11 protein-coding genes and 1 tRNA gene are annotated in these 12902 nt (G+C 68.0%); 3 read left to right on the top strand and 9 right to left on the bottom strand.

The window, feature by feature from the left end; translation table 11 throughout:
* Window positions 1-58: 58 nt before the first annotated feature.
* Window positions 59-2059 carry an alpha/beta hydrolase family protein gene (locus ACMGFI_RS11685; protein ID WP_436909801.1) on the top strand — a complete coding sequence of 667 codons (2001 nt, stop codon included), beginning with the start codon at window positions 59-61 and terminating at the stop codon, window positions 2057-2059.
* A gap of 21 nt (window positions 2060-2080) precedes the next feature.
* Here ACMGFI_RS11685 and ACMGFI_RS11680 read toward each other — a convergent pair whose 3' ends face one another.
* The gene (locus tag ACMGFI_RS11680; RefSeq protein WP_436909800.1) at window positions 2081-2773 is read right to left on the bottom strand and encodes a Dph6-related ATP pyrophosphatase; all 693 of its coding nucleotides are present in this window, start codon (window positions 2771-2773) and stop codon (window positions 2081-2083) included.
* 76 nt (window positions 2774-2849) lie between these two features.
* On the opposite strand from ACMGFI_RS11680, the gene ACMGFI_RS11675 reads away from it, so the two are divergent.
* Window positions 2850-3332 carry a plastocyanin/azurin family copper-binding protein gene (locus tag ACMGFI_RS11675; RefSeq protein ID WP_436909799.1) on the top strand — a complete coding sequence of 161 codons (483 nt, stop codon included), beginning with the start codon at window positions 2850-2852 and terminating at the stop codon, window positions 3330-3332.
* A 157-nt stretch (window positions 3333-3489) separates the two neighbouring features.
* Here the strand turns inward: ACMGFI_RS11675 and ACMGFI_RS11670 are convergent, their stop codons facing one another.
* The 8 genes from ACMGFI_RS11670 to ACMGFI_RS11635 all read right to left on the bottom strand — a co-directional run bounded on the left by ACMGFI_RS11670 (window position 3490) and on the right by ACMGFI_RS11635 (window position 11444).
* Window positions 3490-3600, bottom strand: coding sequence for an HVO_2523 family zinc finger protein (locus ACMGFI_RS11670; protein ID WP_436909798.1), 111 nt, complete (start codon window positions 3598-3600; stop codon window positions 3490-3492).
* The gene (locus ACMGFI_RS11665; protein WP_436909797.1) at window positions 3597-3962 is read right to left on the bottom strand and encodes a hypothetical protein; all 366 of its coding nucleotides are present in this window, start codon (window positions 3960-3962) and stop codon (window positions 3597-3599) included. The genes ACMGFI_RS11670 and ACMGFI_RS11665 overlap by 4 nt, the downstream gene beginning before the upstream one ends.
* 67 nt (window positions 3963-4029) lie before the next feature.
* Complete coding sequence (locus ACMGFI_RS11660) at window positions 4030-7260, bottom strand: adenosylcobalamin-dependent ribonucleoside-diphosphate reductase (RefSeq protein ID WP_436909796.1); 3231 nt, start codon at window positions 7258-7260, stop codon at window positions 4030-4032.
* A gap of 682 nt (window positions 7261-7942) precedes the next feature.
* Window positions 7943-8014, bottom strand: a tRNA-Ala gene (locus ACMGFI_RS11655).
* A gap of 121 nt (window positions 8015-8135) precedes the next feature.
* A complete protein-coding gene (gene rpsJ, locus ACMGFI_RS11650) occupies window positions 8136-8444 on the bottom strand; it encodes a 30S ribosomal protein S10 (RefSeq protein ID WP_135364173.1) in 309 nt (102 codons plus the stop codon).
* A gap of 3 nt (window positions 8445-8447) precedes the next feature.
* On the bottom strand, window positions 8448-9719 hold the full coding sequence (gene tuf / locus ACMGFI_RS11645; protein WP_436909795.1) for a translation elongation factor EF-1 subunit alpha: 1272 nt from the start codon (window positions 9717-9719) through the stop codon (window positions 8448-8450).
* 238 nt (window positions 9720-9957) lie between these two features.
* Window positions 9958-10914: a homoserine dehydrogenase gene (locus tag ACMGFI_RS11640; protein WP_436909793.1), complete on the bottom strand. Its 957-nt coding sequence runs from the start codon at window positions 10912-10914 to the stop codon at window positions 9958-9960.
* A complete protein-coding gene (locus ACMGFI_RS11635; protein ID WP_436909791.1) occupies window positions 10911-11444 on the bottom strand; it encodes an amino acid-binding protein in 534 nt (177 codons plus the stop codon). The genes ACMGFI_RS11640 and ACMGFI_RS11635 overlap by 4 nt, the downstream gene beginning before the upstream one ends.
* A gap of 207 nt (window positions 11445-11651) precedes the next feature.
* On the opposite strand from ACMGFI_RS11635, the gene ACMGFI_RS11630 reads away from it, so the two are divergent.
* Window positions 11652-12875, top strand: a complete 1224-nt coding sequence (locus ACMGFI_RS11630; protein ID WP_436909790.1) for a hypothetical protein — start codon at window positions 11652-11654, stop codon at window positions 12873-12875.
* Window positions 12876-12902 lie beyond the last annotated feature (27 nt).

Here is a 12902-nt window from a genome sequence, read left to right as displayed (position 1 = left end):
GGCCCCACCGCTTCACGAAGGCTTATAATCTGGGATCGAATATGTCACTATCACCGACATGACTCACGGGCTGTCCCTCCGGGAACTCCGGTCGCTCCCGGCCACGAACAACTCCGTCGCGTCCCACGAGCCCGAGAGCGGCGAAGTCACGGTCGCCTTTCACTCTCACGCCGACGACACTCGGTTGCGTACCCTGTCGCTGATACGGGACGGCAACCGCGCCAACCCCGACGTCGGGCCGCGCTCGCCGTTCGAGACGGACCGCGATATCGACCGGGCCCGCTTCCCCGCGTGGGGCCCGACCGGCGTCGAGGGGGGCGCCTGGAGCGAGGGCGAACTGTTCGTCCACTACAGTCGGGCGGACGAACGCGCCGACGATATCTACGCCGTCGACGGCGATTCGCTCCGTCCTGTCGTTGTCCAGCGAGGGTCCTGTCGGATAACGCACGTGAACGGGGAAGGGCTGTTGTTCGCCTGCGAGAGCGACGACGGCAGCGAACTCTACTGGTACGAGGGAGCGACGGGGGAGACGACGCGGTTAGTTTCGACCGAGAGACCGCTCCTGGGTGCCAAGGCGTCGCCCGACGGCGAGTTCGTGGCGTACACGCTCTCGCCGCCCGACTCGCATCCGAAGGAGGAGTCGAGTGTCTACCTGACCGCCACCGCTGCACCGGGAAGCCGACGCGAACTGGAGACGGCCAAGGACGCGGCCGGCGTCCGGGACTGGATCGCCGTCGACGGGACCGATCGACTGTTGATCTCGGACTCCGTGGTCGACAGCGAAGGGGTCGGGATCGTCGACCTGCCCGACGGATGGCGTAACGGTGACGGACCGCTCCCAGGGGAGCGGACGTGGATCGGGAGCGACGACCACGAGGAGCGGGCCCTCCAGTTCGACGGCCCCGACCGCGTGCTGGGCGAGCGGGTCACCCACGGCGCAGGGTTGGTACCGGTCGTCTACGACGACATCGACGCCGACCCGTCGGTCGTGGCCGTCGGCGGCGGCGGTGGGGTCGCCGACTTCGCCGGGGAGGGGTACGGTGCCAGCCTCGGTGCGGACCGATATCTCGTCGAGCGTCGCACGCCCACGACGAAGACCAGGCTCTACGAGTACGACCACGCGAGCGGCGAGTACACGCGGCTGTTCGATCGCGGCGAGACCGACACGGACGGCCTCGTCGAACCGACTCACGAGTCGTTCGCGGTGTCGACCGACGGGGACGAACCGACGTACGTCGAGGGGGATACGGACCTGCCGCGCGTCGGCGGTCTCCTCTACGATCCGGACGGCGAAGCCGACGGCGCCGAGTCGGAGACCCCCCCTGTCCTCTGGATCGACGACAGCCCCGACCATCGGACTAGGCTGGAGTTCGACACCGGAACGCAGTACCTGGCCGGACAGGGCCTGACGGTTTTCAGGGTCAACCAGCGGGGGTCCAGCGGTTACCTGGGTGCCGATCAGCCGGATCTGCACGGCGGCTTCGGTCGGGACGACCAGGTCGACATCGCGGCCGCCGCCGAGTGGCTGGCCGACCGCGAGGGCGTCGACGCCGATCAGGTCGTCGTCTTCGGGCGGTTCTACGGCGGGTACAGCGTGTTCGTGCAACTGCGGAACTACCCCGACCGGTACGCCGGCGGCGTCGCGTGGGACGGGATATCCGACCTGATGTTCGACGACGATGGCGAGGATACCGAGATCGACGACGATGGCGAGGATACCGAGATCGACGACGATGGCGAGGATACCGAGATCGACGACGATGACGAGGCTGCCGAGGTTAGCGACCGGATCGAACACCGTGTCAGCGATCTGCTGGGCGACAACGATACCAGAGCGGTACGGCGCGAACGGAGCCCGCGTCCCGGCTGGACGGACGTGGACGTGCCCCTGGCAGTCCTCTGTACGCCCGGGAACGGCCGCGTCCCGGCCGAACAGTCCCGAGAGCTGTACGAGACCCTCGTCGACGGCGACGGTCGCGTCGAGTACGTGGAGCTGCCCGACGGGAGGAGCGGCGCCGCCTACGACTACCTCTCCCGGTTCGTCGACTGGCGGTCCTGAGCGGCCGGTTCCGGTGGCCGGTCAGACTCCGGGCGCCCCGTCCTCGGTCGGGACCAGGTCGCAGTAGGTGATCGTCCCGTCGCCGACCTCGCGCTCGGTGATCTGCCCGGTCTCGAAGGCGACCGGCTCGTCGAACGTCGGGCCGTCGTAGACGAAAGTGTGGTATTCGCCGTCCTCGCCGGCCGGGTCGGCGGCCGCGGGGAGGTCGGCCACGAACGATTCGTCGAGGCGGCGGCCGACGAACTCACGCCCGAGGTCGCCGTCGACGGCGACGGTCACTGCCTCGTACTCCGAGTCGAGGAACTGCTCGATCAGAGCGTCCGTCTCCCTGTCGTGTAACGGGCAGTACGTCGAGACGCCGGTCCGGTCGAGGGCCTCCCCCCGGTAGTCGTCCTCGTCGTCGAGGAAGACGTCCCCGAGGATCAGCCGCTCGATCCCCCGGTCGTCGTACCGGGCGAAGGTGTCCGTCATCAGTTCGGTGTACGCCCGGCCGTCACACCCCTTGGGGATCCGGACGACGTCGAGGGGGACGCCGATGGCGTCGGCCTGGCGTTCGATCAGCGCCAGTCGGACCCCGTGGATGCTCAACCGGTCGTGCCACGCGCCGACCGTCGTCATCAACTCCGCGACTTCGAGCGTCGCCCCGTTCCGGATCTCGTCCAGCGCGAGCGCGCTCTCCTTGCCCCCGCTCCACGAACAGACTACCGGCTCCATACCCCCAGTCGACGCCACCGCTGGAAAAGGGTTTCCGCAACAGTACGTATTTATTTCGACCGGCCGATCCCCGACTATGGACGCGATCGAGAGCGAGTTCGGCGACGTCGAGGAGGGCGCGGTCGCCCACATCGACGGCGACCGCTATTTCGTCTCCGAGACCAGCTCGTCTTCGGCCGGCAAGCACGGCACAGCGAAGGTCACGCTCGAAACGGTCCGACTCGCCGACGGGGCCGAAGAGACCGTTACCGAACCCGAGGACGCCACCCTCGAGATCCTGCAGTTCGAGCGGGAACGGAACCCGCTGATCCGCGTCGGCGGCGACGACCCGCACTTCGACCCCGTCGCCGTCCGCGTCGCCGCCGGCGGGAACGTCGTCTGGTTCTGGGACGACGAACAGCCCCACCAGGTCGTCGGCGACGACGGCGTCGTCGAGAGCGACCGCCTCGCGGGGACGGCTCACACGTTCGAACACGCCTTCGAGTCGCCGGGCGCGTACCTCGTCCGCTGTCCCGTCCACGGGAGCGCGGGCGTCGTCGTCGTCGAGGAATCGGAGTAGGGATCGTCGTCGCGATGTACCGGGACGCCCCAAGGCGGTCGCCGCTGCCCGGACACAGTCCGCGATAGCCCCTCTCATACGGATTGTTGCAAGACATTCCGGGATCGACCGCACGACTCCGTGCGGTCGACCCGGTAAACGCTTGCGATAATCCGTATCAGACAAACGGGTCCGAACAGTCGTAGATCGGCCCGTGGTTCGGACAGACGTACTTGCAGTGGCGCTCGTAGAGTCGTTCCTCGCAGCGCGGGCAGCGTCTATCGCTCACGTCAGTCCCGTTCGGTCCCCGATCAGATCAATACTTCGGCCGCGACGGCGCCCGGGCGGCGCGGCCGCCCACTCCGCGGTCCACCCGAGCGGCTCGGCGGCCACGCCGAACGCGCCCCGGAGGTGGCCGTAGCGATCCGCGTCCGGAACTGCGACCGGAAGGCCCAGCACCGGCCGACGCGCGAGCACCGCAGCCCCGATGCGGTCCACGGCCACGCCGTCTCGCCAGTCCACTCGCCCGTCGTGCGGTTTGTGGGCGGCCGCGACGAACAGCGGTCTGACGGGGGTGAACCCGAGCGTCGCCCACACCGGCGACTCGACGGCGTGGACGGCGAGTAAAAGCGCGCAGATCGGGAGCGTCACGGGAACGGACGCCGGCCGGCGGACGGCGTGTCCGGACCGGCCCCGTCCGTTGGGTCTATCTACCGACTCAACACTCCGACCAGCCGCAGGACTCGCAGGTCTTGCAGCCCTCGGAGTAGTACAGCGACAGCGACGAACACTCCGGACACTCCGGACTCTCGCCCGCGTCGATCAGTTGCTGCTGGTCGCCCTCGACCTGGTCCGCCTCGGGACCGGGTTCGCCGGCGTCGCTGCCGGGTCTAGCGTCCATCGAGACGGACGCACCGCCGTCAGTCTCGGGTTCGACGGTCCCCACGTCCTGGTTGGGGTTGCTGTCGTCTTCGCCCGCGCTCTCGGCGGCGCGACGCGCGTCGCGTTCCTCGGCAGTCTCCTCCAGCGTCTGTTGCTGGGGGTAACCCTTGTCGATCTCGTCGTCGAGGTAGCGCCGCAGGGCCGTGCCGATGGCGTCCGGGATGGACTGGATCTGCTCGCCCTTGTCCCAGGCGACCTTCGGACTGCGGATGCCCTGCAGCTCGTCGGCGATCTCGCGGGGGTCGACGCCCGCGCGCAGCGCCGTCGAGATGGTCTTGGCCAGCGCCTCGGTGAAGGAGGCGGTGAACCCACCGGAGTTGCCGATGTTGGCGAACAGCTCGAACGGCCGCTCGGCCTCGGGGTCCTCGTTGATGTTGACGTAGAGCTTCCCGTAGCCGGTGTCGATGCGCTGGGTGACGCCGTGGAGCACGTCCGGCCGCGAGCGCTTCTGAGCGTAGACGCCGTCGTCGGTCTCCGGCGTGACCGGTTCGGCTGGCTCGGTCGTGACCATCTCGGAGACGTGTTCTTCGATCTCGGCCCGGACCGCCTCGTGTTCGAAGAAGTCGTCGAGCCCGTCCAGCGTCTCCTCGATCCGGCTGAGGATCTCCTCGACCGAGACGTCGCCCTCGTCGGAGAAGTCGGTGTTCTTCGCGCGCGTAGTGATGACCTGCTTCGAGCGGGTGCCGTCGCGGTAGTAGGTGACGCCCTTGCCGCCGTGGTCGTAGATGTACTCGAAGACGTCCTTGGTGTCCTCCAGCGTCGCGTCGTAGGGCGCGTTCACCGTCTTCGAGATGGCGGAGTCGACGCCCTCCTGGCAAGCGACCTGGACGCCCGCGTGGTCCTTTCCGCTCAGGTCCGAGGTGACGACGAACAGTTCGCCGATCTCGTTGGGGACGGTCGCGAGTCCCTCGATGCCGCCGTATTCGTTGTTCGCCATCTGACGCTCGGCCTCCTTCTTGACGGCGTCGACATCGATGTCGTTGGCCTTCAGGACGCGGAGGAAGTAGTCGTCGAACTCGACGAGCATCTCGTCGCCCTGGACGTCGTCGGAGACGTTCTTGTAGTAGGCGACGTTCGGGATGGGCTCGCACCCGCCGGTGGTGTTTCCGATCATCGAGGTGGTCCCGGTGGGGGCGATGGTCGTCGTGTTGTGGTTGCGCAGCGCGAACCCGTCGTCCCACTCGTCGGCGTCGAGGCCGGTCTGCTTCTCGAACCACTCGCGGTACTCGGTGGGGTCGGCGAACTTCGAGTTGTCCCACTCCTCGAAGGTGCCCCGCTCCTGGGCGAGTTCGTGACTGGCCCACTTCGAGCCGTGGTTGATGTGGCGCATCAGCTGGCGGGCGACCTCGTTGGACGCGTCGTCGCCGTACTTCATGCCCAGCTGGATGTACAGCTGCGCCAGGCCCATGATGCCGAGGCCGATCTTGCGCATCTCCCGGACGGTCTCCTCGATCTTCGGGACCGGGAAGTCCGACATCGTGACCACGTTCTCGAGGAAGCGGGTCCCCATCTCGATGCGGTGGTCGAACGCCTCGAAGTCGATGGCCTCCTGCAGGAACGCGTCGACGGTCTCCTCCAGCGAGTCGTACTCGTCGGCGTGCTCCGCCGACCAGACGCGCCAGTCCGGCGCGTCCTGAGCCGCGAGCGTCGAGAGGTTGATGTGCCCGAGGTTACAGGCCTCGTACTCCTCGAGGGGCTGCTCGCCGCAGGGGTTCGTCGCGAGGATGCGGTGGTCGGGGTGTTCCTCCACGTCGAAGGAGTGTTCCTTGTTGACGCGTTCGAGGTAGATGACGCCCGGTTCGCCGTTCTCGTGGGCGCCGTCGACGATGCGGTCCCAGACCTTCCGGGCCGGGACCGACAGCACCTCGCCGACCTCGACGTGCTCGCCGAGGTCGAACATCTCGTAGAGCTCCTTGGTCTCCTCGGTGGCGACGTGGGGTTCCTCGGTCCGCGGGTTGGTGAACGTGAACTCCTCGTCCGCCTTCACCGCGTCCATGAAGCCGTCGGTGATCCCGACGGAGATGTTGAAGTTCGAGAGGTGGCCCTCGACGGCGTTGCGGAGGTGTTTCGGCACCTTGCCGTCCTCGTCGATGAGCTCCCGGGCCTCCTCCAGGGCGTCGGCGAAGGAGTTGTGCGTGAAGTCGTCCGGGTCATTCAGCCGGAGCGTGTGCGCCAGCGAGACGTCCTTGTTCTTGGCGTGGATGAACTGGATCACGTCCGGGTGCGAGACGCGCATGACGCCCATCTGTGCGCCCCGGCGGGCGCCGCCCTGCGCGATGGTCTCGCACATCTGGTCGAACGTCCGCATGAAGGTGATCGGCCCCGACGCGATACCCCCCGTGGAGCCGACCGCGTCCCCGTACGGGCGCAGCCGCCAGAAGGCGTAGCCCATGCCGCCGCCGGACTGGAAGACCTGCGCGGCCTCCTTGGCGGTCTGGTGGATGTCGTCGATGTCGTCCGCCGGCGAGTCGACGAAACAGGCCGACAGCTGCTGGAGTTCGTCGCCGGCGTTCATCAGCGTCGGCGAGTTCGGCATGAAGGAGAGATCCTCCATCAGGGTCTGGAACTCGTCGGCCGTCGCCTCGACGTGGTCCCGTACCTCGTCGGGCAGCTCCGGGACGACCGTCTCGTAGGCGAACTTGTTGACGTTGTACTGGTCGAGGGTCGTCTCGGCGTCGTCGTCGGCCGTCGTCCCCTTGCCGAAGACCTCCTCGGCCAGCTCGTCGCGGCGCGGGTGGTCGGGCTTGAGCTGGTCGGGCGTGACCGTGACCTCCACGTCCCGTTTCTCGGCCTCGTAGACGGCCTCCGCGAGCGCGATGTTCTTCGCGACCCGCTCGAACAGGTCCTCCTGCTCCTCGATCGGTTCCCCGTCGGCGTCCTTGCGGAGGTAGCGCGCGGGCAGAATGTTGTGGTACGCGTTGCCCGTGAGCCGCTCCTCGAGCGTCTCCCCCTCGGTGCGCTTGATCGGCAGGTCGACGTCGTCGACCCCGAGATCCCCGCTACTCATGTGTCGTACCCCTCCCGCGACCGAAACCGGCGCCGGATCGAGAGCGTGTCCGCTGTGGCCTCATACCTATCATCTGTGACGGAAATTCTGTTTGTCTGGGTCCCAAATAACCCTTTGGTTTGCGGGTATTCGTCGCTCGCTTCACGTGTTCGAAACCCGAGTGGTCGCGTCGCTACGTGCCTCTTCGGGTGTGTAGTCGCGCGTTCCGTGTCATACGGCGAGTCCCTCTTAAACGTAGGTGGACCGCAGTGAAAGTAGTTCCGACCCGTCCGAAATCGGGCGATAGCGGTCGGATCTGCAGTGGAAGCGATCGGGGGTTTCGGCTGGAGATCAGGGCTACCCCTCCCCGCTCGTCGTCGACTGCGAGTTCGGACCCATGTGTATAATTGTTCTTATACAATCGGGTGGACGGTGGCGGAGTGCACTCCGGTCCGGCGATTCGGGAACGGGCCGAAAATTTATATAATGATACTGGTCTTTCGGGGGATCGGCGGTCCCGCAGTCGGCAGCCGAGGGAAGTTGCCGCGTGGGCCGAACGACGGGTGTGACAAGCGGGTGGGACGTACTCGGAAGCGAACCGGCAATCTGGATCGGAGTTCCGGGGTCACTCCGCTGTCCCGCGACGGGACCGTCCGGTGAGCCTCCGGCTCGCGAGGAAACCCCGTCCGCAAAAAGATGGTAGTGGACTCGCGGGGATTTGAACCCCGGGCCTCTTCCTTGCGAAGGAAGCGATCTGCCACTGATCTACGAGCCCGCGTTGTTCGCTCGCAGCGCAGAGGGGATAAGTCCTGCGCGTGAGAGCGGCTTCGGGAATCGGTCACACGGCGGCGCCGCGGGGCGCCCGGTGACAGCGGCGGCGGGAGCCGCCGACCCCTCTAGTCCTCGAGGACGATCTCGATGGAGACGTCGTTCGGGACCTGGATCCGCATCAGCTGGCGCAGCGCGCGTTCGTCGGCGTCGATGTCGATGAGCCGCTTGTGGACGCGCATCTCCCAGTGCTCCCACGTCGCCGTCCCCTCGCCGTCGGGGGACTTGCGGGTGGGCACCTCGAGCGTCTTGGTCGGCAGCGGGATCGGCCCCGACAGCTCGACGCCGGTCTTGTTGGCGATGTCGCGGACCTCGCCGCAGATCGAGTCGAGGTCTTCGGGGCTGGTGCCGGCCAGCCTGACGCGTGCTTGCTGCATGAGTTACTCGCGCTCGTTGACCTGCATGACCTGCCCGGCCGCGATGGTCTGACCCATGTCGCGGATGGCGAAGCTCCCCAGCTCGGGGATCTCGTTGGCCGACTCGATGCTGAGCGGCTTCTGCGGGCGGATGGTGACGACGGCGGCGTCGCCGTTCTGGATGAAGTCCGGGTTCTCCTCCTCGGCCTCGCCGGTCGCGGGGTCGATCTTCTGGTCGATGGACTCGATGGTACACGCGACCTGGGCCGTGTGAGCGTGGAAGACCGGGGTGTAGCCGGCGGTGATGACCGACGGGTGCTGCATCACGACGATGCGGGCCTGGAAGGTCTCGGCGACCGACGGCGGGTCGTCAGCGGGGCCACAGACGTCACCGCGGCGGATGTCGTCCTGGCCGATGCCGCGGACGTTGAACCCGACGTTGTCGCCGGGGCCGGCCTGCGGGACCTCCTCGTGGTGCATCTCGATGGTCTTGACCTCGCCGCCCACGTCGGAGGGCTGGAAGCTCACGTTGTCGCCCGTGTTGAGCATGCCCGTCTCGACGCGTCCGACCGGGACGGTCCCGATGCCGGAGATGGTGTAGACGTCCTGGATGGGGAGTCGGAGCGGCGCGTCCGTCGGCGGCTCCGGCTCCGGCAGCTCGTTGAGCGCCTCCAGGAGGATCTCGTCGTCGTACCAGTCCATGTTCTCCGAGCGCTCGGCGACGTTGTCGCCCTCGAAGGCCGAGACCGGGATGAACTTCGCGTCCTCGGTGTCGAAGCGGACCTGGTTGAGCAGGTCCTCGACCTCCTCGACGACCTCGTGGTAGCGGCCCTCCTCGTAGTCGGCCAGGTCCATCTTGTTGACGGCGACGATCATCTCGCCGATGCCCAGCGTGCGGGCCAGGAAGACGTGCTCCTGGGTCTGGGGCTGGACGCCGTCGTCCGCGGCGACCACGAGCACGGCGTTGTCCGCCTGGGACGCGCCCGTGATCATGTTCTTCACGAAGTCGCGGTGGCCCGGACAGTCGACGATGGTGAAGAAGTACTCGTCGGTGTCGAACTCCTGGTGGGCGATGTCGATGGTGACCCCGCGCTCGCGCTCCTCGGCGAGGTTGTCCATGACGTAGGCGAACTCGAAGCCGCCCTTGCCCTTCTCCTCGGCTTCCTCCTTGTGCTGTTCGATGACGTGCTCGGGGACGCTGCCTGTCTCGTACAGCAGTCGCCCGACCAGTGTGCTCTTCCCGTGGTCTACGTGGCCGATGATGGCCAGGTTCTGGTGCGGTTTGTCCTCACTCATTGTATCTCACGCGCAGAGGCGCTATGTGGGAATCCTTTGGCGGTTAGTGTTAAAACCATTTCGATAGCGACTCCACGCGATCCGCTCGCCGTCTTGCGATTTGCCAACCGCTCTCACGGACCGCGGCTCGCGCCCTCGCCCCGGGGATCACGACGAACAGGCGCCGGTCGGCGGTCGGGACCGAGCCAGTGGCGGTTGACGGTCGGCAAGAGCGCGGAGAACGGGTCACCGGGGGCGGTCAGTCGCGGTCCAGTCGTCCCACGTCGGCCAGCACCGCGGTCGCGGTCTCGGGCCCGCCGGCACCGCGTCCGGAGATGTTGAGCCGGCCGGCGTGCTCGGTCTCCAGCTGGACGATGTTCTCGGTGCCCGTCACGGCGAGGGTGCCGTTCTCGGGAACGAGCCGCGGGCCGACGCGCACCTCGCCCTGGGCGGTGACCTCACCGATGAGTCGGACGGTGCGGCCGTCCTCGGTCGCCAGGTCGAGCGCGCTCCCGGGGATGTCCTCGATGCCCTGCACCTCGGCGTCGTCGAGGGTGTACTCGCGGCCGTTCCCCGCGAGGACGTTCGCGACGATGACGCACTTCAGCGCGGCGTCGGTCCCCTCCACGTCGAAGGCCGGGTCGGCCTCCGCCACGCCGAGGTCCTGGGCCTCCGCGAGGACGTGCTCGTAGTCCAGCCCCTCGGCGGCCATCCGCGTGAGGATGAAGTTCGCCGTCCCGTTGAGGACGCCGCGGGCGGCCGTGATGTGGTCGGGGTCGAAGTCGTCGATGGTCGACAGCACGGGCATCGCGCCGCCGACAGTCGCCTCGAAGAGTACCTGTCCCTCGCTGTCGCGTTCGAGTTCGCGCACCTCCCCGTAGCGCTCGGCGACCGGGCCCTTGTTGGCGAGGACGACGTGTCGGTCCCGCTCCAGGGCCGTCCGGACGTGGCCGAAGCCCGGCTGGGCGTCGCCCAGCGTCGTCGGCGTCGCCTCGACGAGAACGTCGTACGCGCCGTCGAGCGCGTCCTCGGGGTCGGCGCTCCCGACGACGCCGTCGGTCCGCTTGGACTCCAGCGCGGTCGCCACGTCGATCCCCTCGGGGTCGACGGCGGCCGACGAGGAGTCGGCCAGCGCGGTGACGGTGTGGCCGTAGTCGGCGGCCAGCTCCGCGACCGAGGCGCCGACGGCGCCGGCGCCCAGCACGGCGAGTCTCACGCCGCATCACCCGCCGTGAGCGGCTCGACCAGCCGCAGGTCCTTCTCCGCGGCGATCTCGCGCAGTGCCGCCAGGGTCGACTCCGTCTCCCCCTCCTCGGTGGCCAGCCGCAGGCGCGCGCTCGACACGTCCTCGGTCCCCTCGGGTGCCGACAGCGAGAGGTCGGTCACCGTCGCCTCGGTCGTCTCGCGGATGCGCGAGAGGGTGTGAGAGAGGTCGCTGTCGACGATGTGGCCCGAGAGGACGATGGTCAGCGACTCGCTGTAGTGTTGCGCGCCGGCCTGGATGACGTTGATTCCGGCGTCGCGGAGCGCGTCGACGATCTCGTCGAACCGCTCGGGCGTCGCCTCCAGGTCGACCTCGACGGGGATGTGCCCGCGCGGCGTCAGGTTCCCCCGCTCGTGGAAGATAGAGAGGAGGTTCCCGCCGTTGTCGGCGATCGGGCCCAGCGCCCGCAGGAGCTCGCCCGGCTCGTCGACGAGTTCGAGCCGAACTGTGTAGGCTCGCACCTCGTCGGTCGAGTCGCTCATCGCCCGATCACCTCCCCGGTGCGCTCGCGTGCGCTCATTAGGGGAACGTCACAGGGGGCGGCTATATCAATCCGGCCATTCCGGTCGTCCGTCCCCCTCGGTGGTCGTCGCCCTCCGGGTCGCCACCAGCCGCCGCGGGGCCCGACGTGTCGGCGCCCGTGGACGACCGATACTTATTACTGACACGTCCGTGTAGTGCCGGACGGAATGCCCTCCATACCGACAGGCACACTGAGCAGTACAGCGGCCAAGGCGGTCGTCGTCGTCGCGTTCCTCGCGGTCGGCGGCGTCGCCGCGGCACAGATGGGCGCGCTCGACGGCGTCACGGACTCCCGGGACTCCGCCCTGCTGGAGTCGGTCCCCGACGGCGTCGACAGCGTCGCCGTCTTCGACGCGAGCGTCATCGAGTCCGACACGGCCGAGCGCCTCTACGCGACCGGCTACAACGCCACCGTCGGCTCGACGAACCAGTCGACGCCCGCCGACAACGAGACGATGGACGGGATGGAGACCGCCCCGTCGCCGGTCGAGATGGTCCCGGCGAACCTGACGGGCGCGTTCGACGAGGTCGAGAACGAGACCGGCCTCGACCCGCGCGCGGCCGAGCAGGTCATCACGTTCAGCCAGCGCCAGGAGAACTTCACGTCGCCGCCCTACCAGGGCGCCATCGTCGAGGCCGACTGGGCGAAGTCCGACGTGGTCGACGCGGTCGAGGAGAACACCAACCGATCCTACCGGAACACGACGGTCGACGGCGTGACCGTCTACAAGCCCGAGCCGCGCGAGGAGGAGAACGTCACGACCTTCGGCCCGCCCGAGCCCGACCAGTGGGTCGCCGTCCTCGGTGACGGCGAGTACGCCTTCGGGACCGAGCAGGCGGTCAACGACACGGTCCAGGTCGAGGTCGGCGACGCCGACCCCGTCGACGGCGACCTGCGCCGCGCGTTCGACAGCACCCGCGACGGCTACCTCCGGTACGCCCAGACCTCCCAGAACGTCAACGTCACGCGGATCAACCAGACGATGGGCCAGTCGACCGGCCTGAACGTCACCGCGTACGCCGAGGCGTACAACGACCTCCACATCACCTCGGGGACCTACTACATCGCCGACGACGGCGAGACCCTGGGTACCGAGTCGCGCATCATGACGAACTCGACGGACACCGCCCGGGACGTGAAGGACCTCGCGCAGGGGTTCATCTCCATCCAGGCGGGCGCCATCCAGAACGAGACGCTCGAATCCGAGCTCCGCGCGACCGAGGTGACCCGTGACGACACGACGGTCACCGTCTCGCGGCAGACGGACATCGAGACCGCCGAGACGCTCATCCGCTGGTACGCGGACATCCTGACCGGCGGTCAGAGCGGCGCGGCGACCGGCGTCGCGTCGGGGACGACCGCGGCCGCGGCCGCAGCACAGAGCGTTTAAGACGGCCCCCCGTCTCGCTTTTCCCGA

The sequence above is a fragment of the Halosimplex marinum genome (assembly GCF_051414075.1).
GTDB classification, from domain to species: Archaea; Halobacteriota; Halobacteria; order Halobacteriales; family Haloarculaceae; genus Halosimplex; species Halosimplex marinum.
The sequence above is the reverse complement of the archived record's forward strand: the minus strand, read 5'-3'. Positions and strand labels throughout refer to the sequence as shown.

Coding starts and splice junctions, on each gene's coding strand:
- tuf (WP_436909795.1), bottom strand. CDS start 9,719: ATGAGTGAGGACAAACCGCACCAGAACCTGGCCATCATCGGCCACGTA.
- ACMGFI_RS11635 (WP_436909791.1), bottom strand. CDS start 11,444: ATGAGCGACTCGACCGACGAGGTGCGAGCCTACACAGTTCGGCTCGAA.
- rpsJ (WP_135364173.1), bottom strand. CDS start 8,444: ATGCAGCAAGCACGCGTCAGGCTGGCCGGCACCAGCCCCGAAGACCTC.
- ACMGFI_RS11660 (WP_436909796.1), bottom strand. CDS start 7,260: ATGAGTAGCGGGGATCTCGGGGTCGACGACGTCGACCTGCCGATCAAG.
- ACMGFI_RS11680 (WP_436909800.1), bottom strand. CDS start 2,773: ATGGAGCCGGTAGTCTGTTCGTGGAGCGGGGGCAAGGAGAGCGCGCTC.
- ACMGFI_RS11685 (WP_436909801.1), top strand. CDS start 59: ATGACTCACGGGCTGTCCCTCCGGGAACTCCGGTCGCTCCCGGCCACG.
- ACMGFI_RS11630 (WP_436909790.1), top strand. CDS start 11,652: ATGCCCTCCATACCGACAGGCACACTGAGCAGTACAGCGGCCAAGGCG.
- ACMGFI_RS11675 (WP_436909799.1), top strand. CDS start 2,850: ATGGACGCGATCGAGAGCGAGTTCGGCGACGTCGAGGAGGGCGCGGTC.